Consider the following 24,760-nt stretch of genomic DNA (forward strand, 5'->3'; position numbering starts at 1 on the left):
GTGACAGCAGAATTTAGGCGTTGGGCCTGTAGTCGCCGCCGTACAACACGAGGCAGCGACCACAGACGCGGGCTTTACAAAGGCAGGCCTGCCTTGATGCGGTACTGGTTGCGCACCGGCATTGCATATTGCAGCACCAGGTAAGGGCGGTGCTCGGCCGGGCAAGCGTCCAGACGGCGCTGCCACTCTTGTCGGGCCTTGGCCAATTCATCTGCCGGGAACACCTGTGCGGCGTCAGGCACCTGCAGTTGCGGGTCTGCGTCATCCCACTGCGCATACGCCAGGTAGTGCGCCGGGAACAGGCGATAGCCGCCGAGGATCTGGTGATCCATTTCGGCGGCCAACAGCTTGCTGTCTTCGAAAAACTCAGTCACGGGGGCAGCAAAGTTCACGTGCACGCGGCCTTTGTAACCGGTGATGCCGTTGGCGATGCTGGTGTCGTCTTCGCCGGGCGCCTTGGTGTAAGCGCCGGTGGTGGCTCGGATATACAGCTCGCGTGCCTTGGCCTGATCGCACGGGTCGTATTCGTAGCTGATCGACACGGGGGTCATGTTCAGTGACTGAACCACCTCGCCAAACGGCTCGTTCTTGCGGCTCATGTGGAACATTTTCAGGATGGCCGAATCCGTGCGGTCGTCGCCGTCTTTGGCGCGGCCTTCAGCCTGCGCAATCCAGATCGAGACGCCATCGTTGCGGATCGAGTGATTGATGTACGCCGACAGCAATTGATAGGCCGCGAGCTTTTCCCGGCGTCCGGTGATCGAACGGTGCACGATGAAACTTTTGTTGAGGCGCATCAGGTCGCTGACAAACGGCTTTTGCAGCAAGTTGTCGCCGATGGCAATACGTGGCGTCGGCAGGCCTGCGTGGTAAACCGCGTAATTGACGAAGGCCGGGTCCATCACGATGTCGCGGTGGTTGGCCAGGAACAGGTAGGCAGTGCCGGACTTCAAATTCTCGACGCCGGAGTAGGTCACCCCATCGGTCGCGTGTTCAATGGTGCGGTCGACGTACACTTCGACTTTGTCTTGCAAGGTGGCGACAGAGGTCACGCCAGCGAACTCTTTACGCAGGCGATGCGCTATAAGAGGTTTTAACAGCCAGCCGAAAGCGCCAGCCAGGCGCGGGAAGCGAAAGTGGGTCAGGATATCTAGAAACGCCTTGTCGCTGAGCAGCCGGGCCAGCACGGCTGGGACTTCGGCGTCGTCGTAAGGTCGGATGGTATCGAATTCGCCCATCATGCTCTCTTGTTGGAAACGGCTAGGGTAAGTAAACAAGGCAGGCCAAAAATAATAGCCCTGCAAATAGACCGGCGATTATACGCACAAGTCACTCTGGAGACCGCGATGCTTGAAACCGAACAGTACGATTGCCCTTATTGTGGTGAGCCGGCAGAAGCGGTGCTGGATCTTTCGGGCGGTGACCAGACCTACATTGAAGACTGCCCGGTGTGCTGTCGGCCGATTGTCTTCACTCTCCAGACCGACGGTCATGAGTGGATGCTCGATGTCCGTAGCGAAAACGAGTAGCCGTCATGCAGCGCATCTACGAGCCTGAAAACCTGATGGAAGCCGAGCTGTTGCTGGGCATGCTCGCCAGCGAAGGGGTTACGGCGACCCTTCAGGGGCGTGACCTGATCGGCGGCACGGGCGAATTACCGGCACTGGGTTTGTTGGGACTGGCCGTGGCCGATGATCACGCCCGTTACGCGCGCGAGCTGATCGATGCGTACAATGCCGCCTCGCCCTTTGAGGGCGACGAGCCTGATAGCTACCCCGATGTGCTGGAGTGTTAACGGCCCTTTGTTCACTGCTATATAGAAAAGAGTTGTACAGCCCCATGTGTGGACGTTTTGCCCTGTTTCGCTGGAACCCTGCATTTGCAGCCTTGCCCGGTTTTCCGGCGGATCAGCAGGCGCAATGGAATATCTCGCCCAATGATGCGGTGTTGATCGTGCGCGCAGGCGAAGCGCCGGGCCAGCGAACCCTGGCCCGGGCGCGTTGGGGCCTGACCCCGGCCTGGCTGACGGACCTGTCTCGCACACCGGCCCATGCCCGAGCTGAAACCGTTGCGGAACAGCCGATGTTTCGTGACGCCTTTCGCTTGCGTCGCTGCCTGCTGCCGGCCAATGGGTTTTATGAGTGGCGCGGCACCACGCGCAAACGCCCGTACTGGCTGACGCCCGGTGAGGGCGCTTCACTGTTTTTTGCGGCGATTTGGGAGGCCTATCCGGTGCAAGGCCACGAATGGTTGAGCACGGCTGTCATCACTCAGGCGGCGGCCAGTCAGCGGCGCCCGTTGATTCTGGATGAGGCGGGTCAGCAAGCCTGGCTGGATCCTCAAACCCCTTTGCATGTGTTACAGGCGCTGCTGGCCAGCCAGCAATCCCCGTTGCGGGAGCGCCCGCTGGCTAATCTGGTCAATGATCCCAAGCTTAATGCCCCCGAGTGTCTGACGCCGGGTTGAGGCGCGTGTCTGCTACGATGCGCGCCATCTTTATGGAGAGTCGTGATGGGTAAATTAGCGGTAGTGTGCGTGGTGGGCGCAGGGCTGTTGCTCGGCGGTTGTCAGTCGGTCAATACCACCAATGCCGGTGCGGTCGGCATTGAGCGCAAGCAGTACATGTTCAGCATGCTGTCGAGTCAGCAAGTGGATCAAATGTACGCCCAGTCGTACCAACAAACCGTCAGCGAAGCCAATACCAAAGGTGTTCTGGACAAAACCAGTGCCAATGCCAAGCGCTTGCAAACGATCGCCAACCGGCTGATTGCCCAGGTCCCGGCCTTTCGCCCGGATGCGGCGCAATGGAATTGGGAAGTGAACCTGATCAAAAGTGATGAGCTCAATGCCAGCTGCGGGCCGGGCGGCAAGATCATTTTCTATAACGGGATCATTGATCAGCTCAAACTCAACGACGATGAAATCGCTGCGGTCATGGGCCACGAGATTGCCCATGCATTGCGCGAACATGGCCGCGAGTCGATGTCCAAAGCGTACGGCATCGAAATGGCGAAGCAGGGTGCGGGTGCATTGCTGGGGCTGGGGCAGGACAGCCTGCAACTGGCCGATACCGTGGTCAATTACAGCCTGACGCTGCCTAACAGCCGCAGTAACGAAAACGAAGCAGACCTGATTGGTCTGGAGCTGGCGGCGCGTGCGGGCTACAACCCGAATGCCGCCATCACCTTGTGGCAGAAAATGGCGCAAGCGTCGCAAAGTGCGCCGCCTGAATTCATGAGCACCCACCCGGCGTCGAGTAGCCGGATCGCCGCGTTAGAAGCGGCGATTCCCAAGGTGTTGCCGTTGTATCAGCAAGCGCCAAAAACCCAGTAACCCCTGGCGTTGCCCGGCCCTTTCCCGAAGAAGAGGGCCGGTGATGGGGGGGGCTACACCCAGCCGCTGATCGCCATTGCCTTGTACACCGCCACCGCGGCCAGTACGAAGAAGGCGGTCGCCGCCAACCGGCGAATCAGGGTCAGCGGCAACTTGTCGGCTGCAAAGTTACCTGCCAGCACCACCGGCACGTTGGCAATCAACATGCCCAGGGTTGTGCCGATAATCACCAGCCACAGATCCGGGTATTGAGCGGCCAGCATCACGGTCGCCACTTGGGTCTTATCGCCGATTTCAGCGATGAAAAACGCAATCAGTGTGGTCAGGAACGGGCCAAATTTGCGGGCCGTGCTCGCTTCGTCATCGTCCATTTTGTCCGGCACCAGCGTCCACAGTGCGGTGGCCGCAAAGCTGGCTGCGAGGATCCAGTGCAAGGTCACATCCGAGAAGAAACTTCCGAACCAGGCACCTACCGCACCTGCGGCGGCGTGGTTGGCCAGGGTCGCGGCCACGATGCCGGCAATGATTGGCCACGGCTTGCGAAAGCGGGCGGCGAGAATGAGGGCGAGCAGCTGCGTCTTGTCGCCGATTTCGGCCAAGGCAACGATTGCAGTCGGAACGAGTAAGGAGTCGAGCATCATCAGGTGGTTTCCAGGGGCGGGTCGACACGGCTATGACACGTACAGCCTTCCCGCCCCGGGTAAGGTGTTCGTGTCATAGGTCTTGTCAAACCCCGGTCCGTCTGTGCGGACTCCTGGGTCGCATACGCCATGGTCTGTTGACCAAGTATGTTGACGTATGCCGGACGAGCATGGCGCTCGTGGGAGACTACTCCCCTAGGACGGAGCGGATTCTGCCTATGCAAATCCGATCCGGCAAGCCTTGTTTATTAATTTGTTTTATCGACGTTTGGCGCTGTAAATCCGAAATCCCTGGCCTTCAGTCTTGACGGTGCAGGCCCCGAATTGCTCTTCAATGAGTGGCTGGTAGCGCAGGAAGCTATTGGCAACAATCCGAAGTTCGCCACCTTTTTTCAGATGTTTGACCGCTTTTTGCAGCAAGTTTTCCGTGGCGTGGTAATCGGTATGGACGCCTACATGGAACGGTGGGTTACTCAGAATAGTGTTGAGCTCCATCGGCGCGGCATCGATACCGTCTGCGCAAATCACCTCAGCGTCCAGGCCGTTGGCCGCCAGCGTCAGGCGGCTGCTGGCGGTAGCAAACGCATCCACATCGAGCAGGGTGACGCTGTTGTGCGGGTAGCGACGCTTGACCGCTGCGCCCAATACCCCTGCGCCGCAGCCAAAATCCAGTACGTGACCGCTGGGCAGTTTGTCGAGGTGCTCCAGCAGCAGGGCGCTGCCGCGATCCAGACGGCCGTGGCTGAACACGCCGGGCAGGCTGACCACGTTCAGCGGGCCTTCTTCCAGTGCCAGTTCGTAATGCTGCGCAAGGTCTGCCAGGACCGGTGCTTGCGGCGCATTGACCACAGTGACTTGCCACAACTGGCAATGCCGTGCGCTGTCGAGCTTGCGCGGCTTGCCGAACGGGATCAGTTGTTTGGAGGCGCCTTCAATGCCGCCTTTCTTCTCGCCCACCAGAAACACATCGGCATTGGGCAGGCGTGCGGCCACGGCCTTGAGTACGTAGTCGCTCAGCTCTTTGGACTTGGGCAAATACACGACGGCAGTGTCGAACGCGCGCGCCGGAACATCGACCCCAAAATGCACGCGCCCGGCAAAGCGAGCCTCCAGCGCGGCCTGGTCGCCAGCATGCCAGCACCAGCCGTGGGCGTTCGGTAAGCGGCCGAGTACGTCGTCAGGTGGCAGGCCCACCAAGAGCACCTCGCCCTGAAAGTAATCAGGCTGACGAAGCAGTACTTCACTGCGCGGATCCATAATCTGCTCCTCAAAAAAGGGGCGCAGTTTATCAACTGACGACCCGCAGCGCTGTACCGTTGAAGAACGCGTGAGCGTTTTCAGTCAATTGGCCCACAATTCGCTGCCGCGCCTCACGGCTGCCCCAAGCGCTGTGGGGCGTGATGATCAGGCGCGGGATGTCTGCCGCCAGCAGCGGGTTGCCGTCGCGGGGCGGTTCTACGCTCAGCACGTCGGTGGCGGCTCCACCCAAATGGCCGCTACGCAGGGCGTCTGCCAGGGCCTGTTCGTCGATCATGCCGCCGCGAGCGGTGTTGACCACGAACGCGCCGGGCTTGAGCAGTGCCAACTCTTGGGCGCCGATCAAATTCCGCGTGTGTTCGTTGAGCGGGCAGTGAAACGTCAACGCATCGACCTGCGGCAAGAGTTCATCCAGTGGCAGGCGATCAGCGCGTGCCGGTCGCCCGGGGATTTGCCCGACCAGCACGCGCATGCCAAAGGCTTCGGCCAGTTTTGCGACGGCGCTGCCCAGCTCGCCATGACCCAACAGGCCAAGGGTCTTGCCTTCCAGCTCCACAATCGGGAAGTCCAGCAGGCAGAATTGTTTGGCCGTTTGCCATTGCCCGGTAGACACCGCTTTTTGATAGTCGGGCAGGCGTGTGGCCAGTGCGAGCAGCAGCATCAAGGTGTGTTGCGCCACCGAGGGCGTGCCGTAACCCTGGCAATTTGCCACAACGATGCCGTGGGCGCGTGCGGCTTCCAGGTCAATGTTATTGGTGCCTGTGGCGGCGACCAGGATCAGTTTTAGCTGCGGGCACGCCGCGAGGGTGTCAGCGTCCAGCAGGATTTTATTGCTGATGGCCACGGTGGCGCCTTGCAGGCGTTCGATGACGTTTTCAGGGGTAGTGTCGGCGTACAGGTGCAGATCGCCCAGGCATTCACGCAACGGGCTGAGGTTCAGATCGCCCAGATCCAGTGAGGTGTGATCCAGGAACACGGCGCGGCGAGTGTTAGTCATCAACTGTACCTTTTGTGCGGTGAAATGAAGGCGTAATGTGGCGAGCCTATCAGAAGAAACAATTTGTAATGGAGCCGTGCATGTATTGGACAGAATTCTTGACCGTCGCCCTGATTCATCTGTTGGCGGTGGCCAGCCCGGGCCCGGATTTTGCCGTGGTGGTGCGTGAAAGCGTGACCCACGGTCGCCGCGCAGGCATGTTCACGGCGTTCGGGGTTGGCACGGCGATTTTTGTTCATGTCGGTTATTCGCTGCTTGGCATCGGCATCATCGTGTCGCAATCGATTGTGTTGTTTAACGCACTCAAATGGCTGGCGGCAGCTTACTTGCTGTACATCGGGATCAAGGCGCTGCGTGCCAAACCCGCTGATCCTGCCGCCGTGGCCTCTTCGCTGCCGGTGGGCGAACGTACGGCGCGCGGCGCGTTCACGTCGGGGTTTGTGACCAATGGCTTGAACCCGAAGGCCACGCTGTTTTTCCTGTCGCTGTTTACGGTAGTGATTAACCCGCATACGCCGCTGTCGATTCAGGCCGGGTATGGCGTGTACCTGGCTGTCGCGACCGGGCTGTGGTTCTGCATGGTGGCCATGCTGTTCAGTCATCAACGTGTACGCACAGGGTTTGCGCGCATGGGCCACTGGTTTGATCGCACCATGGGCGCAGTTCTGGTCGCGCTGGGCGTGAAACTGGCCTTTACCGAAATGCATTGAGGCTTTAAGCCCTGATCACCGCTGTGAATTAATGGGTTTTTGTCACTGCCGACTAGAGTTACCCCCAAGGCGACGTTGATCGTTTTCTCATTGGGGGTTTCTCATGTTGCAGACTCGCATTATTGCGCCCACCCAAGCGGCGCATGCAGCCCCGCTGCTGATCAAGCAATTGCTGTTGTCCGGGCGGCGCTATGAAGCGTCGCGGGAAATCGTCTATCGCGACCTGCGGCGTTATTCCTACGACACCCTCAACGAGCGGATTGCCCGGTTGGCCAATGTGCTGACAACTGCCGGTGTCAAAGCAGGTGACACCGTGGCGGTGATGGATTGGGACAGCCATCGTTATCTGGAATGCATGTTCGCCATTCCGATGCTCGGAGCGGTGGTGCACACCCTCAACGTGCGTTTATCTGCCGAACAAATCCTTTACACGATGAACCACGCGCAAGACCGGTTTGTATTGGTCAATAGTGATTTCGTGCCGCTGTATCAGAGCATCGCCGCGCAATTGACCACGGTCGAGAAAACCCTGTTGCTGACGGACACGTTTGAGCCCGCAGGGCAGTTGCCCAATTGCGTCGGGGAGTACGAGCAACTGCTGGCGGCCGCGAGCCCTGACTACAGGTTTGAAGAGTTCGATGAGAACTCGGTGGCCACCACGTTTTACACCACAGGCACGACCGGTAATCCCAAAGGGGTGTATTTCACCCACCGGCAACTGGTGCTGCACACCCTCGGGATCTCGACCATTCTCGGCAGCGTGCCGGCTGAGCGGTTGCTCGGCGGCAGCGACGTGTACATGCCGATCACACCGATGTTTCACGTGCATGCGTGGGGCATGCCGTATCTGGCCACCCTGCTGGGGCTTAAGCAGGTGTATCCGGGGCGATATGAGCCGGAACGGTTAGTTGCGCTCTGGGAACGCGAACAGGTGACGTTTTCTCATTGCGTGCCGACCATTTTGCAAATGCTGCTTAACGCACCAAACGCCCAGGGCACTGACTTCAAGGGGTGGAAAATCATTATCGGCGGCAGCGCATTGAGCCGTACGCTATTCGCCGCTGCCAAGGCCCGCGGCATTGAGTTGATGGGGGCTTACGGCATGTCCGAAACCGGTCCGCTGGTGGCTTGCGCGCACCTGGACGACCACGCATGCGCGGGGCCGGAGGATGAGCGCATCAGTCACAGAATTCGCGCAGGGGTGCCGGGGCCGCTGGTGGATGTGGCCCTTGTGGATGAACACGGGCAGTTCCTCGCCCATGACGGCGAAACCCAAGGGGAGCTGGTGTTGCGTGCGCCGTGGCTGACCGGCAGTTATTTACATGAGCCCGAAAAGGGCGCCGAGTTGTGGGCGGGCGGCTGGCTGCACACCGGCGACGTGGCAACCCTCGACCGTCGCGGGGCGATCGACATTCGTGACCGGATCAAGGACGTCATCAAGAGCGGTGGCGAGTGGGTGTCGTCGCTGGAACTGGAGGACTTGATCGGTCGTCACGCGCAGGTGCGCGAGGTGGCCGTGGTGGGTGTGCCCGATGCGCAGTGGGGTGAGAGGCCAGTGGCAATGCTGGTGCTGGCAGAAGATGCCCGTTTGGATGCTGAGGCGCTCAAAGACCACCTTCAGCCTTTTGTCGATGCGGGTTCTTTGCGCCCTTGGGCGGTGCCCGCTCAGGTCGTGCTGGTGACTGAAATCCCCAAGACCAGTGTCGGCAAGCTCGATAAAAAAAGGATTCGCCATCAGGTTTCACAAACCCTGTAGCCGCTGAAGCATGCAACGACCGTGGGTGAGGGGCATATGCGTCGAGGATCTTGTCAAAATCTGGTTTTCCTTCATCCTTGCGGGCCTATTGCGACGTGCCCTCGGAGAAGTATCAATGCCCTCAGTCAACCGGTTCTGGCGTCGCGCCCAACTGCCGCTGGCAGTCAGCTTTGCCGCGACGCTCGCCGGGCCCGCCTGGGGGCTGAGCTTTAACGTCGGGGACGTCGAAGCTCAGCTCGATTCCGAGTTATCGATTGGCGCCAGTTGGTCGACCGCCAAGGCCGATCAGTCATTGATCGGTGCCAATAATGGTGGCACTGGCCACTCGCAAATTTCCGACGATGGCCGATTGAACTTCAAGCGCGGCGAAACCTTTTCCAAATTATTCATGGGGGTTCACGGGCTGGAGCTGAAGTACGGCGACAGCGGCCTCTATGTGCGTGGCAAGTATTGGTACGACTTCGAACTGCAAGATGACAGCCGCCCGTTCAAGGACATCAGCGACAAAGGCCGTCGTGCCTCGGCGCAATCCGCTGGCGCGCAGTGGCTGGATGCGTTCGTGTACCACAACTATGTGATTGCCGATCAACCCGGCGCCGTACGTTTGGGCAAGCAAGTGGTCAGTTGGGGGGAAAGTGCTTTCATCGGCGGCGGGATCAATGCCATCAATCCGACGGATGCGTCGGCTTATCGCCGTCCGGGCACCGAGTACAAGGACGGCCTGGTGCCGGTCAACCTGTTCTACCTGTCGCAAAATCTCACCGACCGGTTATCGGTGGAAGGTTTTTATCAGTTGGACTGGGAGCAGTCCGAGGCCGACAACTGCGGGACATTTTTCTCGCAATCGGATGTGATTGCGGACGGCTGTAGCGGCAACTACCGGGTGATGAGCGCGCGTTCAGCCCTGGCGGTGGCCGACCTGGCGGCGCTGACCTCGGCCGGGGTCGACATCAACAACGAAGGTGTATTGGTGCGTCGGGATGCGGATCGTAACGCGCGCAACAGCGGGCAGTTCGGACTGGCCATGCACTATCGCTTCGACCCGCTGGACACTGAGTTCGGCGCGTTCTTCATGAACTACCACAGTCGTGATCCGATCATCAGCGGCCGTGCGGCTTCGCAGGCGGTGTACAACGCGGCGTCTGCCGCTGGCAGCCTGGGCTCGATGCAGGTCGCGGGCAATGCCAGTTACTACGTCGAATACCCCGAAGACATTCGGCTGTACGGCATGAGTTTCGCAACCACGTTATCCACAGGCACGGCGTGGAAAGGGGAGTTGAGCTATCGTCCAAATGCGCCGGTGCAACTCAATACCGATGATTTGCTGTACGCCAATGTCACCTTGCTGCCGGGGTTGGCGGATGCGTCCCCGTTGAGCGTGACGCCGGGGGCCGATGCCGCAGGCTATCGGCGTAAAGAGATCACCCAGTTTCAGACCTCGCTGACGCACATTCTGGACAACGCCATGGGCGCCAATCGGCTGATTCTGACCGGGGAAGTTGGCATTACTCACGTTGCCGGGTTGGAAAGCCGATCCGATAAGCGCTATGGCCGCGACCCGGTGTTCGGTCAGGAGGGTAACGATGGCTTTACCACGGCCAATTCGTGGGGCTATCGGGCGCGGGCCGTGTGGGAATACAACAGCGTGCTGCCGGGCATCAATCTCAAACCCGCTGTGGCGTGGTCCCACGACGTCAGCGGTTACGCACCCGGCCCCGCGGCCACGTTCGAAGAAGGCCGAAAAGCGGTCAGCATCGGCCTGGATGCCGAATACCAGAACACCTACACCAGCAGCGTGTCGTACACCAATTTTTTTGGCGGCCGCTACAACACCTTGAGTGATCGCGACTTCATGGCGTTAAGCGTCGGGGTCAAGTTTTAAACCGTTTTATCCGCTTTGGAACCCCGAACCATGAATAACCCGCCTGCGCTGATCCGTGAAACATTCCCCGTCGGCCCTTTGCAGTGCAACTGCACGATCATCGGCGATCCGGTGACGAAAAAGGCCATTGTGGTCGACCCGGGTGGCGATCATGAATTGATTCTGGCGCGCCTGGAGAAGCATGGTTTGAAGGTAGTGAGCATCATCCACACCCATGCGCACCTGGACCATTTCCTGGCATCGGGTCAGCTCAAGGAGAAAACCGGGGCGACGTTGCATCTGCACAAAGAGGATCAGTTCCTGTGGGACAACCTTGAAATGCAGTGCACGTTGTTTCGCGTCCCCTACACACCGGTGCCGTCACCGGATCGCTGGCTTGACGACGATGAAGAACTGGCGTGCGGGTGTGGCGTGGCGATTCACACGCCGGGGCATACGCCTGGCTCCATGAGCTTCTGGTTTGCTGATGCAAAACTGTTGATTGCCGGGGACACGCTGTTCCGTCGTGGTGTTGGCCGTACGGATTTGTGGGGTGGCGATCAGGCAACTATCGTACGTTCCATCAAGCAGCGTCTGTATACGCTGGATGAAGATGCCACCGTGATTACGGGTCACGGCCCTGACACCCGTCTGGGCGATGAGATGCGCGAAAACCCGTTTGTACGTGCTTGATCAGCCAATGGAATTTTTAACGTTGGCTGTGTTCCAACGCCCACAGAGGTCCATTGCCAACGACCTCTGCCCCCAGAAAGTATTGAGTAGGAGCTTCACCATGTTTATTTCGAGTCGTTTGATCGTGGCCGCCAGTGCCATTGCTTTGCTGGCCGGCTGTGCCTCGCCCAACCCGTATGACAATCAGGGTCAGGCATCGACGGGCATGAGCAAGACGGCCAAGTATGGCGGACTGGGCGCGTTGGCCGGTGCAGTGGCGGGGGCTGCCATTGACCACAACAACCGTGGCAAGGGCGCACTGATCGGCGCTGCCGTTGCGGGTCTGGGGGCCGCGGGTTATGGCTACTACGCTGACAAGCAAGAAGCTGCACTGCGCGCCAGTATGGCCAACACCGGTGTAGAAGTTCAGCGTCAGGGTGACAACATCACTTTGGTCATGCCGGGCAATATTACGTTCGCGACCAGCTCAGCGAACATTTCGCCCAGCTTCTACCAGCCGCTCAATAGCCTGGCCAACTCGCTGAAGCAACTCAATAACCAGCAACAGATTCAAATTGTCGGTTACACCGACAGCACCGGTAACTACAACTACAACATGCAGCTGTCTCAGCAGCGTGCGCAGAGCGTTGCCACTTATCTGACGTCTCAGGGTGTCAGTGGCCAGTATTTGTCTGTCACAGGTAAAGGTCCTGCGGACCCGATTGCCAGCAATGCGACCCCTGATGGCCGGGCTCAAAACCGACGTGTTCAGATCACCCTGGCGCCGATTCCAGGCATGAACTACCAGCAACAAGGTCAGGTTCAGCAATACCCGTAAGCCTCGTTTTTAGCCGTTTTTGACGGAGAGCGTGCAGGTTTTGTGAGACGGTTTGCCATGCAAACCTTCAACGGTCACAGCCCGATGCACAACAAAAAGCCCCGCGATCTTCATCGCGGGGCTTTTTGGTGAACGCTTTACCGGATGAATTACTTCTTCAGGCCGTAATGCTCGTCGAGCATGCCGGGGGCGTTCGGGGTTTTCGGCGCGTAGTCCAATGGCGGCTCTGAGCTGTGCGGCGGGGTAAGGCGCTCGCGGTGCGGCTGAGGCGCTTCGGAATGCAGTGCGGCCAGCAGGCGTTGGCGAGTCTGCTCGTCGAGGGCCAAACGGTTGGCGCCCTCGGCGAGATGGTCTTGCACATCCTGATAGCTCTGAGTGAGTTTCTTCACCAGATTGGCGGTGCTGTTGAAGTGGGTGACCACTTCATTCTGATAACTGTCAAAACGTTCCTGGATGTCATCTAGCTGGCGCTGCGTGCGGTTAGGCGCGGCATTGGGCAGAAGACGAGCGACCAGAAAACCAATGGCGACACCTGCAACCAAGGCTAGAGTCGGCAACAACCAAATCAAGAGCGAGTGTTCCACGAGTCCTTCCTCTATAAACGGCTTTGCTTTACGTTAACGGCTCGGACCTGCGCTGTATACCGCGATGCACTCGCAAATATGTCAGACAGAATCTATCAGCTAGACGAGTCGACCCAATTTGAGGTCACGGAGTTCCTTCTTGCTTACCCGCGAAACCCCCCTTTTGATTGATGGCCCGGTGGGCCATCTGGAAGCGTTATACCTCGATCAGCCCGAAGCAAAAGGCCTTGCGCTGCTGTGCCATCCCAACCCGGTACAGGGTGGGACGATGATGAATAAAGTGGTTTCAACCCTTCAGCGCACGGCCCGCGATGCTGGCCTGACTACCTTGCGGTTTAATTATCGTGGCACCGGCGCCAGTCAAGGCCGCCATGACATGGGCACCGGCGAAGTCGATGATGCGTTGGCGGCGGCTCATTGGCTGCGTGCCAAACACCCGGATCTGCCGATCACGTTGCTGGGTTTTTCGTTTGGCGGATTTGTGGCTGCAAGTTTGGGCGGCCGGCTTGAAGCCGAAGGCGAAGCCCTTAAACACGTGTTCATGATTGCACCGGCGGTGATGCGTCTGCGTGACGAAGATGCGTTGCCCCACGAATGCGCATTGACCGTGATCCAGCCACAAACCGATGAAGTGATCGATCCGCATCTGGTTTACGACTGGTCCGAAGACCTCTCGCGCCCCCATGAGCTGCTGAAAGTGGCAGAATGCGGACACTTTTTTCACGGCAAGCTGCCTGAACTCAAAGAGTTGGTGCTGCCACGCCTTTCGAATTGATTGCAGTCTGATAAGCGATTACCTATGACCACTCGTACTCGAATCCTCACCGGTATTACCACCACCGGTACGCCGCACCTGGGCAACTATGCCGGTGCAATTCGCCCGGCCATCGTGGCCAGCCGTGACAGCAACGCCGACTCGTTTTACTTCCTGGCGGACTATCACGCGCTGATCAAATGCGATGACCCGCAGCGCATCCAGCGCTCGCGTCAGGAAATCGCGGCGACCTGGCTGGCGTCGGGTCTGGATGTCGAGCGCGTGACGTTTTACCGTCAATCAGACATCCCCGAGATTCCTGAGCTGACCTGGCTGTTGACCTGCGTAGCGGCTAAAGGTCTGCTCAACCGTGCTCACGCTTACAAGGCGTCGGTGGATAAAAACCTGGAAAACGGCGAAGACCCGGACGCCGGTATCAGCATGGGCTTGTACAGCTATCCGGTGCTGATGGCTGCCGATATTTTGATGTTCAATGCCAACAAGGTGCCGGTCGGTCGCGACCAGATCCAGCACGTTGAAATGGCCCGTGATATCGGCCAGCGTTTCAATCACCTGTTTGGCAACGGCAACGATTTTTTCGCCATGCCTGAAGCGCTGATTGAAGAAAGCGTTGCCACCTTGCCCGGTCTTGATGGGCGCAAGATGTCAAAAAGCTACGACAACACGATCCCGTTGTTCACCAGCGCTAAAGACATGAAAAACGCCATCTCGCGCATCGTGACCGACTCCCGTGCGCCCGGCGAAGCCAAGGATCCGGACAACTCGCATTTGTTCACGCTGTATCAGGCGTTCTCCACCCCCGCGCAGACGGCAGAGTTCCGCAGCGAGCTGTTGCAGGGCTTGGGTTGGGGTGAAGCCAAAGAGCGCCTGTTCAAGCTGTTGGACGCCGAATTGGGCGAGGCTCGCGAGCGGTATCACGAATTGATGTCGCGCCCATCCGACATGGAAGACATTCTGCTGGCCGGAGCCCGCAAGGCTCGCTCCATTGCAACGCCTTTCCTGGCGCAGTTACGCGAAGCCGTCGGCCTGCGTTCGTTTGTCAGTGCGGCGCAGGCCACGACAGCGACCAAGAAGAAAGCCAGCAAAGGCCCGCGCTTTGTCAGCTTCCGTGACGAAGACGGCAGCTTCCGCTTCCGCTTGCTGGCCACCGACGGTGAGCAATTGTTGCTGTCGCGCCGCTTTGCCGATGGTAAGGCGGCAGGGCAGGTGACCAAGCAACTGCAATCCGGCGAGCCGCTGGACGTGCGCACCCAGGACTCGAGTTTCAGTGTGTGGCTGGCAGGAGAATGCGTGGCGGACAGCCCGGAATTCGCCGACAGCGTCGCCCGTGATGCAGCCATCGAGACCCTGCGTGCGGCGCTGGTGCCTGCACAGGATTAAGAAAGTGCGGCGATTCGCCTCAGGTCCGATTGCCATTCCCCAGGGCCGTCGCTACAGTGACGGCCCGTTTTTGTTGCCTTGCTAACGAATTATGACGCCTCTAGAACGATATCAAGCTGATCTGAAACGCCCGGACTTCTTCCACGATGCCGCGCAGGAAAACGCCGTACGCCATTTGCAGCGTCTGTACGACGATCTGGTTGCCTCTTCGCAGAGCAAGCCGGGCCTGTTCGGCAAGCTGTTCGGCAAAAAGGACCAGACGCCGGTCAAAGGCCTGTACTTCTGGGGTGGCGTAGGGCGGGGCAAGACTTATCTGGTTGATACGTTCTTCGATGCCCTGCCGTTTAAGCAGAAGGTTCGTACGCACTTCCACCGCTTCATGAAGCGTGTGCATGAAGAAATGCGCACCCTGAATGGCGAAAAAAACCCGCTGACCATCATTGCCAAGCGTTTTGCCGACGAGGCGCGGGTGATTTGTTTCGATGAGTTCTTTGTGTCGGACATTACCGACGCCATGATTCTCGGGACGCTGATGGAAGAGCTGTTCAAAAACGGTGTCACTCTGGTTGCGACTTCTAACATCGTGCCTGATGGTTTGTACAAAGACGGTTTGCAGCGCGCGCGCTTCTTGCCTGCCATTGCACTGATCAAGCAGAACACCGAGATCGTCAACGTTGACAGTGGTGTGGACTACCGCCTGCGCCATCTGGAACAAGCTGAGCTGTTTCACTTTCCGCTCAATGAAGCGTCGGAAAAATCTCTGCGCGAGAGCTTTAAAGCGCTCACACATAACTCGACCCGTGCTGTGGAAAACGATGACTTGATCATCGAGAACCGCACCATTCGCGCCTTGCGTACGTGCGATGACGTGGCCTGGTTTGAGTTCCGCGAGCTGTGTGATGGCCCTCGTAGCCAGAACGATTACATTGAACTGGGCAAGATCTTCAATGCGGTGATCCTCAGCGGCGTTGAGCAGATGGACGTGAAAACGGATGACATTGCGCGCCGTTTCATCAACATGGTCGACGAATTTTACGATCGCAACGTCAAGCTGATCATTTCGGCTGAAGTCGAGCTCAAGGACTTGTACAAGGGCGGGCGTCTGAATTTTGAATTCCAGCGCACCCTGAGTCGTCTGCTGGAGATGCAATCCCACGAATACCTGACGCGGGCGCACAAGCCTTAGTCGAGCACTTCATGAGAAAGGCCTGCTGATGCAGGCCTTTTTTGTTTGGCGATGTGCGTTGCGGCCGGCTACGCGGCTTGTTGAAATTGGTGGCGGTATTGGTTGGGGGACAGCTCGGTGTGTTGCCGGAACAAGCGCGCAAAGAAGCTGGCGTCGTCGTACCCCACGTCGTAACTGATGGTCTTGATGCTTTTGCGGGTGGCCGAAAGCAGCCCTTTGGCGGTCTCTATGCGCAGGCGTTGCAGGTAATGCAAGGGTTTGTCGCCTGTCGCCAGCTGGAAGCGCCGCATAAAATTACGAATGCTCATGCCGTGCTCGCGAGCCACGTCCTCGAAGCGGAACTTGTCGGCAAAGTGTTCTTCGAGCCAGTGCTGGATTTGCAGAATGATCACGTCCTGATGCAGCTTTTGCCCGCCAAACCCGATGCGGCCGGGGGCGTAGTTGCGTTGCACTTCATACAGGATGTCGCGTGCGACGGCCTGGGCAATATTGGCGCCACAGAAGCGTTCGATCAGGTAAATGTAAAGGTCGCAGGCTGAGGTCGGCCCCCCCGCGCAATACAAATTGTCAGCATCTGTCAGGTGTTTGTCTTGATTCAGATGAACGCCCGGGAAGCGCTCGGCGAAGCTGTTGAAAAATCGCCAGTAGGTTGTCGCTTCCTTGCCCTCCAGCAAACCGGCTTCTGCCAGCCAGAACACGCCAGTGGCTTCAGCGCAGAGCACGGCGCCGCGTGCGTGTTGTGCGCGTAACCAGGGCAAAATTTGCGGATAGCGCTCACACAGTGTGTCGAAATCGTCCCAAAAGGCGGGGAGGATGATGATGTCTGTGTCTTCGAGGCTGCCGTCCACTGGAAGCATCACATTACTGAAACTGCTGACAGGCAGGCCGTCAGGGCTGACGAGCCGTGTTTCGAAGGTAGCGTTGAGGCCTTGGCCAAGCTGTTTGCCGTGGCGCAGGCTGGCGAGGTGAAAGAAATCCTTGGCTTGCATCAGTGTCGAGGCAAAAACCCGATCGATGGCCAATATGCTGACGCGCCGCAAGGGCGCGGTGAGATGAGTAGACATGATTTGATTATTCTTATAGGTGAAATTGGTCAACTTACGGCTGGATCGTCTTATTTTTTATCCTGTGTGTCTAGGGGCTGTTCCCGTTTCATGGCAGCCGCCCTGCGCCACGTGGACTTTCGTCCGTTCAAGTCGCGTGTCACCTGGCCAGCGATACAGCGGCGGCCGGTAGCGGCGCAAGCCATCGCCAGCCGCTGCTACGGGGCGGGTGTCAAGGCGCGGGGTTTGGCTGCGCTTTGTGAATGGCCTCGATACCTGCCAGTACTTCGTCCGAGAGTTTTATTTTGATGCTGTCGATGTTGCTCTCAAGTTGCGCCATCGTGGTTGCGCCAATGATATTGCTGGTGACGAACGGCTGTTGCGTCACATAAGCCAGGGCCATTTGCGCCGGATCCAAGCCGTGTTGACGAGCCAGCGCCACATAGCGCTCGGGCAGCCACGGCCTGCGGGTTGGAATAGCGCGAGAAGCGGCTGTAGAGGCTCAGGCGGCCCTTTGGAGGGCGGGCGCCTGCGTTGTACTTGCCGGAGAGCATCCCGAACGCCAGCGGGGAGTAGGCGAGCAGGCCGCACTGTTCGCGAATGGCGATTTCAGCCAGGCCGACTTCAAAGCTGCGATTGAGCAAGTTGTAGGGGTTCTGGATTGAAACGGCTCGCGGCCAGCCCCGGCTCTCGGCCAGTTGCAGGAATTTCATCGTGGCCCACGGGGTTTCGTTGGACAGGCCGATGTGTCGGATTTTGCCCGCTTTTACTTGCTCGTCGAGGGCTTCGAGGGTGTCTTCAAGCGGAGTGAACTGCTCGTCAGCATGGTGCGTATAGCCCAGTTGGCCAAAGAAATTGGTGCTGCGCTCGGGCCAATGCAGCTGGTAGAGGTCGATCCAGTCGGTTTGCAAGCGTTTGAGGCTCGCATCCAGCGCCTGGACGATATGGGTGCGGTTGTGTTTGAGCTGGCCATCGCGGATGTAGTCGATACCATTGCCGGGGCCGGCGATTTTACTGGCCAGTATCCAGTCGGCACGATCGCCGCGGGCCTTGAACCAGTTGCCTATGTAACGCTCGGTGGTGGCGTAGGTCTCGGCCTTGGGTGGCACCGGGTACATTTCGGCGGTGTCGATGAAATTGATCCCTGCGTTTTTTGCGTACTCAATCTGCGCGAAGGCTTCATCCTGGGTGTTCTGCTCGCCCCAGGTCATGGTTCCGAGGGCAATTGCGCTGACATTCAGGTCGGTTCGGCCTAGCTGGCGGTAGTCCATAGGGTGCTCCTTGGGGGAAAGAATCATAAAAGCAGGTTGTAATTTTTTCCGCAATCTGGATAATTGCCGACCTCTTTCTGCAGTGGAAGTGATGCGCCGCCTGCCGAAGAATCTTGCCGTTGAACGGACGCGCTGACCCGAGCCCCCGATAGCGTCTGTACCCGGCTGCCTTTGACTTGTCAAAGTACGCACTATTCAGTAAGATCCGCCGTCTAATTTACAGGGCGGCCCCTGAGGCTATAAAGAATGAAAACTTTTACTGCTAAACCAGAAACAGTAAAGCGCGACTGGTTTGTCGTCGACGCTGCTGGTCAGACCCTGGGTCGTCTGGCCACCGAGATCGCGAGCCGTCTGCGTGGCAAGCACAAGCCGGAATACACTCCGCACGTTGACACCGGTGACTACATCGTTGTTATCAATGCTGAGCAGATCCGTGTCACTGGTGCCAAAACCTCTGACAAAATGTACTACTCTCACTCCGGTTTCCCGGGCGGGATTAAGTCGATCAACTTCGAAAAGCTGATCGCCAAAGCTCCTGAGCGCGTGATCGAGACCGCGGTTAAAGGCATGCTGCCTAAAAACCCGCTGGGTCGCGACATGTACCGTAAGCTGAAAGTCTATGCGGGCGCTGCTCACCCTCATACTGCTCAGCAGCCCCAAGAACTGAAGTTTTAACGGAATAGTTCATTATGTCGGCGACTCAAAACTACGGCACTGGCCGTCGTAAGACTGCAACCGCACGCGTTTTCCTGCGTCCGGGTACTGGTAACATCTCCATCAACAACCGCTCCCTGGATAATTTCTTCGGTCGCGAAACTGCCCGCATGGTAGTTCGTCAGCCGCTGGAATTGACTGAGACTGTTGAGAAATTCGACATCTTCGTTACCGTGATCGGCGGTGGTGTAAGTGGTCAAGCTGGCGCAATCCGCCACGGTATCACTCGCGCACTGATGCAATACGACGAAACTCTGCGTGGCGCTCTGCGCAAAGCAGGCTTCGTAACTCGCGATGCTCGTGAAGTTGAACGTAAGAAAGTCGGTCTGCGTAAAGCGCGTAAGCGTCCGCAGTACTCGAAGCGTTAATTCGCAGCTTCGTTCAAAAGCGCCCAGTCTCCTTCGGAGCTGGGCGTTTTTTATGGGTGATGATTTATGCGTGTGACAACTTGCCACATCCAGCAAATGCCTATACTACAAGGCTTGTAGCCGACCGAGATCGGTAATTACCTTGTCAGAGTAGGGGCTTTTCATTACCATTCTGCAAAATTTTTATAAGTTCAGATTTTTACTTAGTAGATGCCTGATTTAACAGGCCACAAAGCTGATGGGAGAGGACTGAATGAGCAATGACGGCGTAAATGTCGGCCGGCGTCGCTTCCTCGTAGCAGCCACATCCGTGGTGGGTGCTGCAGGAGCGGTGGGGGCGGCAGTCCCGTTTGTGGGGTCGTGGTTCCCCAGTGCCAAGGCGAAAGCCGCTGGCGCACCGGTGAAGGTCAATATTGCTAAGGTTGAGCCAGGTCAGCAGATGATTGCTGAGTGGCGTGGTCAGCCGGTATTCATTGTCCGCCGCACTGAAGAGATTCTGGCGAATCTCAAAAAGATTGACGGCCAGCTTGCTGACCCGGAATCCAAACAATCTGACCAACCCGAAAGCTCAACAAATGAATACCGTTCCATCAAGCCGGAAATTCTGGTGTTGATCGGTATTTGTACGCACTTGGGTTGCTCGCCGACGTTCCGCCCTGAAGTCGCACCTGCCGACCTGGGTAAGGATTGGGTGGGTGGTTATTTCTGTCCTTGTCATGGTTCGCACTATGACCTGGCCGGTCGCGTCTACAAGGCACAGCCTGCTCCACTGAACCTGCCGGTGCCGCCTTACTACTACGTAGAGGGCAGTGACAACATCATTGTCGTTGGTCTCGAAGGGGAGAGCGCGTAATGAGCAAGTTCATGGATTGGGTAGATGCACGCTTCCCGGCCACCAAGATGTGGGAAGACCATCTCAGCAAGTATTACGCACCGAAGAACTTCAACTTCTTCTACTTTTTCGGCTCGCTCGCGTTACTGGTTCTGGTTAACCAGATCGTAACCGGTGTGTGGTTGACCATGAGCTACACGCCGTCGGCAGAAGAAGCATTTGCTTCTGTCGAATACATCATGCGTGACGTTGAATACGGCTCGATCTTGCGCCTGTTGCACTCTACGGGTGCATCTGCGTTCTTTATCGTGGTGTATCTGCACATGTTCCGTGGCCTGCTCTACGGTTCGTACCAGAAGCCGCGTGAGCTGGTTTGGCTGTTCGGCATGATGATCTATCTGGCCCTGATGGCTGAAGCCTTCATGGGTTACCTGCTGCCTTGGGGGCAAATGTCCTACTGGGGTGCCCAGGTGATCATCTCGCTGTTTGGTGCAATTCCGGTTATCGGCAACGACCTGACTCAGTGGATTCGTGGTGATTACCTGATCTCCGGTATTACCCTGAACCGTTTCTTTGCCCTGCACGTAGTGGCTCTGCCTATTGTGATTTTGGGGCTGGTGGTGCTGCACATTCTTGCCTTGCACGAAGTCGGGTCAAACAACCCGGATGGCGTGGATATCAAGAAGCACAAAGATGAAAACGGCATCCCGCTGGACGGCATTCCTTTCCATCCGTACTACACGGTTAAGGATATTGTCGGCGTAGTCGTGTTCCTGTTTGTCTTCTGCTCGATCGTGTTCTTCTTCCCGGAAATGGGTGGTTATTTCCTCGAAAAGCCGAACTTCGAACAAGCGAACGCCTTTAAAACACCGGAACATATCGCGCCTGTCTGGTACTTCACTCCGTTCTACGCGATTTTGCGTGCTATCCCTGACAAGCTCATGGGCGTTATTGCCATGGGTGCAGCGATCGCGGTGCTGTTCGTGTTGCCATGGCTGGACCGTAGCCCTGTCAAATCCATGCGCTACAAAGGCTGGATGAGCAAAATTTGGCTGTGGGTATTCTGCATCTCCTTCGTGATTCTGGGTGTGTTGGGCGTATTGGCGCCGACCCCGGGCCGCACGTTGCTGTCGCAGGTGTGTACCTTCCTGTACTTCGCCTACTTCATTTTGATGCCGTTCTACACCAGGCTTGAGAAGACCAAACCGGTTCCGGAAAGGGTGACTGGCTGATGAAAAAGCTATTTGCTGTATTGATGCTTGCTGTTATGCCTGCACTGTCTTTCGCTGCGGAGCAGGGTGTTCAGCTCGACAAAGTCGACATTGATGTGTCTGACAAGGCTGCCATGCAGGACGGCGCACGTACGTTCGCCAACTACTGCATGGGCTGTCACAGTGCCAAGTTCCAGCGCTATGAGCGGGTTGCTGACGACCTGGGCATTCCTCACGACGTCATGCTCGAAAACCTGGTGATGACCGGTGCCAAGATCGGTGATCACATGGACATCGGCATGAAGCCTGAAGATGCCAAAGCGTGGTTCGGCGCGGCACCGCCCGATCTGACCCTGGTGGCGCGTGTACGTGGTACTGACTGGCTCTACAGCTACTTGCGCTCGTTCTATGAGGACCCGTCGCGCCCTTGGGGTGTGAACAACAAGGTCTTCCCGAACGTGGGCATGCCAAACGTTCTGGCGCCGCTTCAAGGGCGTCAGGTGATTGGCTGCAAGCAAGTTCAGATCGTCGAAGACGGCAAGAAGCAGTATGATCCGCTCACCGGCACGCCTTTGACACACGAAGCGTGCGACCAGCTGACAGTACTGCCAAAAACCGGCACGCTGACTGAAGAGCAGTTCGACGAGAAGATCAAGAACCTCGTGACCTTCCTGGCCTATTCGGCCAACCCGGTGAAGCTGGAGCATCAGCGCATCGGCACGTACGTTCTGCTCTATCTGGCGTTCTTCTTTGTATTCGCTTATTTGCTCAAGCGTGAGTACTGGAAAGACGTGCACTGATATCGTTACACGCATTGCTGTTTAACGTGTGCGCCCGAGGGTGTCTCTGAACAGGTAGCTAGGCTGGTTGTGGTACACAAGGTCGTTTGATCGTGTGTGCCATCATCATGCAGTTACTGGAGACGCACCTCGGGCGCTTTCGTTTTTCTGCTTCTGATCATTTCAACAAGCGAGGAGGACCGCCATGGGCGTGACCAATCGGTTGGCCTGTTACTCCGACCCCGCCGACCACTATTCCCATCGAGTGCGCATTGTGCTCGCCGAGAAAGGTGTCAGCGCCGAGATCATTAGTGTGGAGGCGGGTCGTCAACCGCCAAAACTGATCGAAGTGAACCCATACGGCAGTTTGCCAACGCTGGTCGATCGTGACCTTGCGTTGTGGGAATCGACTGTAGTGATGGAATACCTGGATGAGCGTTATCCGCATCCGCCTTTGCTGCCGGTCTATCCGGTCGCACGTGCCAACAGCCGTCTGCTGATCCATCGTATCCAGCGTGACTGGTGCGCCTTGGTGGACCTGATTCTGGATTCGCGCACCAAAGAGCCTGCGCGTGTACAGGCACGTAAAGAGCTGCGCGAGAGCTTGACGGGTGTGTCGGCGTTATTTGCTGACAAACCTTTTTTCCTCAGTGACGAGCAAAGTCTGGTCGACTGCTGTCTATTGCCGATACTCTGGCGTTTGCCTGTTTTGGGTATTGAACTGCCGCGGCCTGCCAAGCCGCTGCTTGATTATATGGAGCGCCAGTTTGCGCGTGAGGCTTTCCAGGCAAGCTTGTCTGGTGTCGAACGCGACATGCGCTAAGGCTTTAGGAGCCCTTGATGAATTCAAGTCGACCTTATCTGGTGCGTGCGCTCTACGAGTGGATTGTTGATAACGACTGCACGCCGCACATGTTGGTAAATTCCGAATACCCGAAGGTGCAAGTGCCTCAGGGTTTTGCCAGTGAAGGGCAAATCGTGTTGAACGTTGCGCCTGCCGCTGTGCGTAATCTGCACATGGATAACGAAGCGGTCAGTTTCGAAGCGCGGTTCGGGGGTGTGCCTCACACGCTGTACGTGCCAATTTCAGCCATTCTGGGGGTCTACGCCCGTGAGAATGGCCAAGGCATGGTGTTTGATCTGGAAGAAGCTCTTGAGGCTGATGATGAGATCGAACCGGATGATGATTTGCCGCCTCCGGGCAGCGAGCCTCCACGTCCTAGCGGTCGGCCAAGTCTGAAAGTGGTGAAGTAATAAAAAAGGCGACCTCACGAGGTCGCCTTTTTTGTGCGTGTTGTTTTTCAGGGTCTTGTCTGTCGAACGTGTGCCGATCCGTCATCTGCTTTGTGGCTCGGCACCAGCGTTCGGGTTGGTTCAGTCGATGTATTCAAACAGTTTGACGATTTTTTGCACGCCGGATACGCCTTGAACCAGGTTTGTCGCGCGGGTGGCTTCCTGTTTGGTTACCAGGCCCAGCAGGTAAACAATGCCATTTTCGGTGACGACTTTGATTCTGGAGCCCGGGATCGCGCCATCAGTCAGCATTTGCGATTTGATCTTGGTCGTTAGCCAGGCGTCGTTATTGCGGGCCAGGATCGAAGAGGGGGCCATGACCTGCAGTTCGTTGTTGACCTTTTTAACGCGCTGAACAGCGGCGGCTGCCTGTTCGGCTTGTGCCTTGAGATCGGCGCGCGGTGTTTGCCCGGCCAGCAGAACGATGCCGTTGTAGCTGGTGACAACGATGTGTGAGCCATTATCCAGGTCAGGATTGGCTTTCGCGATATTCACCGCCACTTTGGTTTCGATCAATGAATCGTCGATCTTGCTGCCGAAGGTGCGCGTGCCGCGATCATCTTCAATAGGTTTGTCGCGGGTCGCCGTCAGCACCGAGCTGCAGCCGGCAGTCAAACCCAGGCATAAGGTCAGGGCTACTAAGCCAAGGCGATTAAAAGTCATTCTTCACTCCCGAACAGTTGGCTGTCGATCAGATCGCACAAGCAGTGGATCGCCAGCAGGTGGACTTCTTGGATGCGTGCGGTGACCAGAGAGGGCACGCGGATCTCAACGTCTTCGGGCAGCAACAGCGAGGCCATGCCGCCGCCATCACGACCGGTCAGGGCCACGACCGTCATTTCACGGTCGTGCGCGGCCTGAATGGCCTGAATGATGTTGGCCGAGTTGCCGCTTGTGGAGATTGCCAGCAGTACGTCACCCGGTTGGCCCAAGGCGCGTATCTGCTTGGAGAAAATCTCGTTGAAGCTGTAGTCATTGGCGATTGAGGTGAGGGTCGAGCTGTCAGTCGTCAATGCGATGGCGGGCAGGCTCGGACGTTCGCGCTCGAAACGGTTAAGCAGTTCGGATGAGAAGTGCTGAGCATCGCCCGCCGAACCACCATTGCCGCATGACAGCATTTTGCCTTCGTTTAGCAGGGCATTAACCATCACCTGGCTGGCTTGTTCGATGTGCGGTGCAAGCACTTCCATTGCCTGCTGCTTGGTATCGATACTGGCCTGAAAAAGCAGGCGAATCCGGGATTGCATGTCCATCTATGT

The 24,760-nt window shown here is 57.6% G+C and carries 27 protein-coding genes, 1 pseudogene and 1 riboswitch; of the genes and pseudogenes, 19 read left to right on the top strand and 9 right to left on the bottom strand.

The features are described from left to right. Positions 1–74: 74 nt before the first annotated feature. The gene (locus TU74_RS00145; RefSeq protein WP_048374456.1) at positions 75–1,241 is read right to left on the bottom strand and encodes a 1-acyl-sn-glycerol-3-phosphate acyltransferase; all 1,167 of its coding nucleotides are present in this window, start codon (positions 1,239–1,241) and stop codon (positions 75–77) included. Between the two features lie 105 nt (positions 1,242–1,346). On the opposite strand from TU74_RS00145, the gene TU74_RS00150 reads away from it, so the two are divergent. The 4 genes from TU74_RS00150 to TU74_RS00165 are packed head-to-tail and all read left to right on the top strand — an operon-like array spanning position 1,347 to position 3,333. Then, complete coding sequence (locus TU74_RS00150; RefSeq protein WP_048374458.1) at positions 1,347–1,529, top strand: CPXCG motif-containing cysteine-rich protein; 183 nt, start codon at positions 1,347–1,349, stop codon at positions 1,527–1,529. A 5-nt stretch (positions 1,530–1,534) separates the two neighbouring features. Continuing rightward, positions 1,535–1,795: a putative signal transducing protein gene (locus tag TU74_RS00155; RefSeq protein ID WP_047273733.1), complete on the top strand. Its 261-nt coding sequence runs from the start codon at positions 1,535–1,537 to the stop codon at positions 1,793–1,795. Positions 1,796–1,839: 44 nt separating this feature from the next. Further along, entirely contained in the window at positions 1,840–2,466 is a 627-nt protein-coding gene (locus TU74_RS00160) for an SOS response-associated peptidase (protein WP_047278930.1), read from the top strand. A gap of 45 nt (positions 2,467–2,511) precedes the next feature. Next, a complete protein-coding gene (locus tag TU74_RS00165) occupies positions 2,512–3,333 on the top strand; it encodes a M48 family metallopeptidase (RefSeq protein ID WP_047292144.1) in 822 nt (273 codons plus the stop codon). A 53-nt stretch (positions 3,334–3,386) separates the two neighbouring features. Here the strand turns inward: TU74_RS00165 and TU74_RS00170 are convergent, their stop codons facing one another. The 3 genes from TU74_RS00170 to TU74_RS00180 form a co-directional block, all read right to left on the bottom strand. Further along, entirely contained in the window at positions 3,387–3,971 is a 585-nt protein-coding gene (locus TU74_RS00170) for a TMEM165/GDT1 family protein (protein WP_047274281.1), read from the bottom strand. Between the two features lie 90 nt (positions 3,972–4,061). Beyond that, a riboswitch (yybP-ykoY riboswitch) is annotated at positions 4,062–4,183 on the bottom strand. Between the two features lie 49 nt (positions 4,184–4,232). Further along, the gene (locus TU74_RS00175) at positions 4,233–5,231 is read right to left on the bottom strand and encodes a class I SAM-dependent methyltransferase (RefSeq protein ID WP_048374460.1); all 999 of its coding nucleotides are present in this window, start codon (positions 5,229–5,231) and stop codon (positions 4,233–4,235) included. A 31-nt stretch (positions 5,232–5,262) separates the two neighbouring features. Beyond that, positions 5,263–6,228: a 2-hydroxyacid dehydrogenase gene (locus TU74_RS00180; RefSeq protein ID WP_048374462.1), complete on the bottom strand. Its 966-nt coding sequence runs from the start codon at positions 6,226–6,228 to the stop codon at positions 5,263–5,265. 80 nt (positions 6,229–6,308) lie between these two features. Here TU74_RS00180 and TU74_RS00185 point away from each other — a divergent pair, with 80 nt between their 5' ends. The 5 genes from TU74_RS00185 (at position 6,309) to TU74_RS00205 (ending at position 12,065) form a co-directional block, all read left to right on the top strand. Then, on the top strand, positions 6,309–6,938 hold the full coding sequence (locus TU74_RS00185) for a LysE family translocator (RefSeq protein WP_047292148.1): 630 nt from the start codon (positions 6,309–6,311) through the stop codon (positions 6,936–6,938). 103 nt (positions 6,939–7,041) lie between these two features. Beyond that, positions 7,042–8,694, top strand: a complete 1,653-nt coding sequence (locus tag TU74_RS00190) for a fatty acid--CoA ligase (protein WP_048374464.1) — start codon at positions 7,042–7,044, stop codon at positions 8,692–8,694. Between the two features lie 115 nt (positions 8,695–8,809). Continuing rightward, the gene (locus tag TU74_RS00195; RefSeq protein ID WP_048374466.1) at positions 8,810–10,576 is read left to right on the top strand and encodes a DUF1302 domain-containing protein; all 1,767 of its coding nucleotides are present in this window, start codon (positions 8,810–8,812) and stop codon (positions 10,574–10,576) included. A gap of 30 nt (positions 10,577–10,606) precedes the next feature. Then, positions 10,607–11,248: an MBL fold metallo-hydrolase gene (locus tag TU74_RS00200; RefSeq protein ID WP_047273748.1), complete on the top strand. Its 642-nt coding sequence runs from the start codon at positions 10,607–10,609 to the stop codon at positions 11,246–11,248. Between the two features lie 100 nt (positions 11,249–11,348). Next, positions 11,349–12,065, top strand: a complete 717-nt coding sequence (locus TU74_RS00205) for a YiaD family glycine zipper/OmpA-like lipoprotein (protein ID WP_047273749.1) — start codon at positions 11,349–11,351, stop codon at positions 12,063–12,065. Positions 12,066–12,214: 149 nt separating this feature from the next. On the opposite strand, the gene TU74_RS00210 is transcribed toward TU74_RS00205, so the two are convergent. Beyond that, positions 12,215–12,649 carry a Z-ring associated ZapG family protein gene (locus TU74_RS00210; protein WP_047273751.1) on the bottom strand — a complete coding sequence of 145 codons (435 nt, stop codon included), beginning with the start codon at positions 12,647–12,649 and terminating at the stop codon, positions 12,215–12,217. 139 nt (positions 12,650–12,788) lie between these two features. Here TU74_RS00210 and TU74_RS00215 point away from each other — a divergent pair, with 139 nt between their 5' ends. From TU74_RS00215 to zapE, 3 genes are all read left to right on the top strand, one after another. Then, a complete protein-coding gene (locus tag TU74_RS00215; protein WP_048374468.1) occupies positions 12,789–13,424 on the top strand; it encodes an alpha/beta hydrolase in 636 nt (211 codons plus the stop codon). 24 nt (positions 13,425–13,448) lie between these two features. After that, positions 13,449–14,804, top strand: coding sequence for a tryptophan--tRNA ligase (locus tag TU74_RS00220; RefSeq protein WP_047278916.1), 1,356 nt, complete (start codon positions 13,449–13,451; stop codon positions 14,802–14,804). A gap of 91 nt (positions 14,805–14,895) precedes the next feature. After that, the gene (zapE, locus tag TU74_RS00225) at positions 14,896–15,990 is read left to right on the top strand and encodes a cell division protein ZapE (RefSeq protein ID WP_047273757.1); all 1,095 of its coding nucleotides are present in this window, start codon (positions 14,896–14,898) and stop codon (positions 15,988–15,990) included. A 68-nt stretch (positions 15,991–16,058) separates the two neighbouring features. On the opposite strand, the gene TU74_RS00230 is transcribed toward zapE, so the two are convergent. Together TU74_RS00230 and TU74_RS00235 are read right to left on the bottom strand one after the other, a co-directional pair. Continuing rightward, positions 16,059–16,979: a GlxA family transcriptional regulator gene (locus TU74_RS00230; protein ID WP_169858637.1), complete on the bottom strand. Its 921-nt coding sequence runs from the start codon at positions 16,977–16,979 to the stop codon at positions 16,059–16,061. A gap of 286 nt (positions 16,980–17,265) precedes the next feature. Continuing rightward, positions 17,266–18,304 (bottom strand): annotated as a pseudogene (locus TU74_RS00235) (NADP(H)-dependent aldo-keto reductase). Positions 18,305–18,550: 246 nt separating this feature from the next. Here TU74_RS00235 and rplM point away from each other — a divergent pair. From rplM to TU74_RS00270, 7 genes are all read left to right on the top strand, one after another. After that, the gene (gene rplM, locus TU74_RS00240; protein ID WP_047273761.1) at positions 18,551–18,979 is read left to right on the top strand and encodes a 50S ribosomal protein L13; all 429 of its coding nucleotides are present in this window, start codon (positions 18,551–18,553) and stop codon (positions 18,977–18,979) included. A gap of 14 nt (positions 18,980–18,993) precedes the next feature. Beyond that, the gene (gene rpsI, locus TU74_RS00245; protein ID WP_047273763.1) at positions 18,994–19,386 is read left to right on the top strand and encodes a 30S ribosomal protein S9; all 393 of its coding nucleotides are present in this window, start codon (positions 18,994–18,996) and stop codon (positions 19,384–19,386) included. Positions 19,387–19,639: 253 nt separating this feature from the next. Beyond that, positions 19,640–20,239, top strand: coding sequence for a ubiquinol-cytochrome c reductase iron-sulfur subunit (gene petA, locus TU74_RS00250; RefSeq protein WP_048374470.1), 600 nt, complete (start codon positions 19,640–19,642; stop codon positions 20,237–20,239). Continuing rightward, positions 20,239–21,450: a cytochrome b gene (locus TU74_RS00255; RefSeq protein WP_047273766.1), complete on the top strand. Its 1,212-nt coding sequence runs from the start codon at positions 20,239–20,241 to the stop codon at positions 21,448–21,450. The genes petA and TU74_RS00255 overlap by 1 nt, the downstream gene beginning before the upstream one ends. Further along, entirely contained in the window at positions 21,450–22,229 is a 780-nt protein-coding gene (locus tag TU74_RS00260) for a cytochrome c1 (RefSeq protein WP_047273767.1), read from the top strand. The genes TU74_RS00255 and TU74_RS00260 overlap by 1 nt, the downstream gene beginning before the upstream one ends. A 184-nt stretch (positions 22,230–22,413) precedes the next feature. Next, positions 22,414–23,031 carry a glutathione S-transferase N-terminal domain-containing protein gene (locus TU74_RS00265; RefSeq protein ID WP_016779514.1) on the top strand — a complete coding sequence of 206 codons (618 nt, stop codon included), beginning with the start codon at positions 22,414–22,416 and terminating at the stop codon, positions 23,029–23,031. Positions 23,032–23,048: 17 nt separating this feature from the next. Then, the gene (locus tag TU74_RS00270) at positions 23,049–23,462 is read left to right on the top strand and encodes a ClpXP protease specificity-enhancing factor (protein ID WP_048374473.1); all 414 of its coding nucleotides are present in this window, start codon (positions 23,049–23,051) and stop codon (positions 23,460–23,462) included. Positions 23,463–23,582: 120 nt separating this feature from the next. Here TU74_RS00270 and TU74_RS00275 read toward each other — a convergent pair whose 3' ends face one another. Both TU74_RS00275 and TU74_RS00280 read right to left on the bottom strand, forming a co-directional pair. Further along, on the bottom strand, positions 23,583–24,164 hold the full coding sequence (locus tag TU74_RS00275) for a BON domain-containing protein (protein ID WP_047273769.1): 582 nt from the start codon (positions 24,162–24,164) through the stop codon (positions 23,583–23,585). After that, on the bottom strand, positions 24,161–24,754 hold the full coding sequence (locus TU74_RS00280) for a phosphoheptose isomerase (protein WP_047273770.1): 594 nt from the start codon (positions 24,752–24,754) through the stop codon (positions 24,161–24,163). The genes TU74_RS00275 and TU74_RS00280 overlap by 4 nt, the downstream gene beginning before the upstream one ends. Positions 24,755–24,760 lie beyond the last annotated feature (6 nt).

It is taken from the genome of Pseudomonas lundensis (assembly GCF_001042985.1).
Classification (GTDB): Bacteria; Pseudomonadota; Gammaproteobacteria; order Pseudomonadales; family Pseudomonadaceae; genus Aquipseudomonas; species Aquipseudomonas lundensis.

Bases quoted from the DNA above. Each gene is read 5' to 3' on its own strand.
- TU74_RS00145 (WP_048374456.1), bottom strand. From the start codon at position 1,241: ATGATGGGCGAATTCGATACCATCCGACCTTACGACGACGCCGAAGTC.
- TU74_RS00150 (WP_048374458.1), top strand. From the start codon at position 1,347: ATGCTTGAAACCGAACAGTACGATTGCCCTTATTGTGGTGAGCCGGCA.
- TU74_RS00155 (WP_047273733.1), top strand. From the start codon at position 1,535: ATGCAGCGCATCTACGAGCCTGAAAACCTGATGGAAGCCGAGCTGTTG.
- TU74_RS00160 (WP_047278930.1), top strand. From the start codon at position 1,840: ATGTGTGGACGTTTTGCCCTGTTTCGCTGGAACCCTGCATTTGCAGCC.
- TU74_RS00165 (WP_047292144.1), top strand. From the start codon at position 2,512: ATGGGTAAATTAGCGGTAGTGTGCGTGGTGGGCGCAGGGCTGTTGCTC.
- TU74_RS00170 (WP_047274281.1), bottom strand. From the start codon at position 3,971: ATGCTCGACTCCTTACTCGTTCCGACTGCAATCGTTGCCTTGGCCGAA.
- TU74_RS00175 (WP_048374460.1), bottom strand. From the start codon at position 5,231: ATGGATCCGCGCAGTGAAGTACTGCTTCGTCAGCCTGATTACTTTCAG.
- TU74_RS00180 (WP_048374462.1), bottom strand. From the start codon at position 6,228: ATGACTAACACTCGCCGCGCCGTGTTCCTGGATCACACCTCACTGGAT.
- TU74_RS00185 (WP_047292148.1), top strand. From the start codon at position 6,309: ATGTATTGGACAGAATTCTTGACCGTCGCCCTGATTCATCTGTTGGCG.
- TU74_RS00190 (WP_048374464.1), top strand. From the start codon at position 7,042: ATGTTGCAGACTCGCATTATTGCGCCCACCCAAGCGGCGCATGCAGCC.
- TU74_RS00195 (WP_048374466.1), top strand. From the start codon at position 8,810: ATGCCCTCAGTCAACCGGTTCTGGCGTCGCGCCCAACTGCCGCTGGCA.
- TU74_RS00200 (WP_047273748.1), top strand. From the start codon at position 10,607: ATGAATAACCCGCCTGCGCTGATCCGTGAAACATTCCCCGTCGGCCCT.
- TU74_RS00205 (WP_047273749.1), top strand. From the start codon at position 11,349: ATGTTTATTTCGAGTCGTTTGATCGTGGCCGCCAGTGCCATTGCTTTG.
- TU74_RS00220 (WP_047278916.1), top strand. From the start codon at position 13,449: ATGACCACTCGTACTCGAATCCTCACCGGTATTACCACCACCGGTACG.
- zapE (WP_047273757.1), top strand. From the start codon at position 14,896: ATGACGCCTCTAGAACGATATCAAGCTGATCTGAAACGCCCGGACTTC.
- TU74_RS00230 (WP_169858637.1), bottom strand. From the start codon at position 16,979: ATGCAAGCCAAGGATTTCTTTCACCTCGCCAGCCTGCGCCACGGCAAA.
- rplM (WP_047273761.1), top strand. From the start codon at position 18,551: ATGAAAACTTTTACTGCTAAACCAGAAACAGTAAAGCGCGACTGGTTT.
- rpsI (WP_047273763.1), top strand. From the start codon at position 18,994: ATGTCGGCGACTCAAAACTACGGCACTGGCCGTCGTAAGACTGCAACC.
- petA (WP_048374470.1), top strand. From the start codon at position 19,640: ATGAGCAATGACGGCGTAAATGTCGGCCGGCGTCGCTTCCTCGTAGCA.
- TU74_RS00255 (WP_047273766.1), top strand. From the start codon at position 20,239: ATGAGCAAGTTCATGGATTGGGTAGATGCACGCTTCCCGGCCACCAAG.
- TU74_RS00260 (WP_047273767.1), top strand. From the start codon at position 21,450: ATGAAAAAGCTATTTGCTGTATTGATGCTTGCTGTTATGCCTGCACTG.
- TU74_RS00265 (WP_016779514.1), top strand. From the start codon at position 22,414: ATGGGCGTGACCAATCGGTTGGCCTGTTACTCCGACCCCGCCGACCAC.
- TU74_RS00270 (WP_048374473.1), top strand. From the start codon at position 23,049: ATGAATTCAAGTCGACCTTATCTGGTGCGTGCGCTCTACGAGTGGATT.
- TU74_RS00275 (WP_047273769.1), bottom strand. From the start codon at position 24,164: ATGACTTTTAATCGCCTTGGCTTAGTAGCCCTGACCTTATGCCTGGGT.
- TU74_RS00280 (WP_047273770.1), bottom strand. From the start codon at position 24,754: ATGGACATGCAATCCCGGATTCGCCTGCTTTTTCAGGCCAGTATCGAT.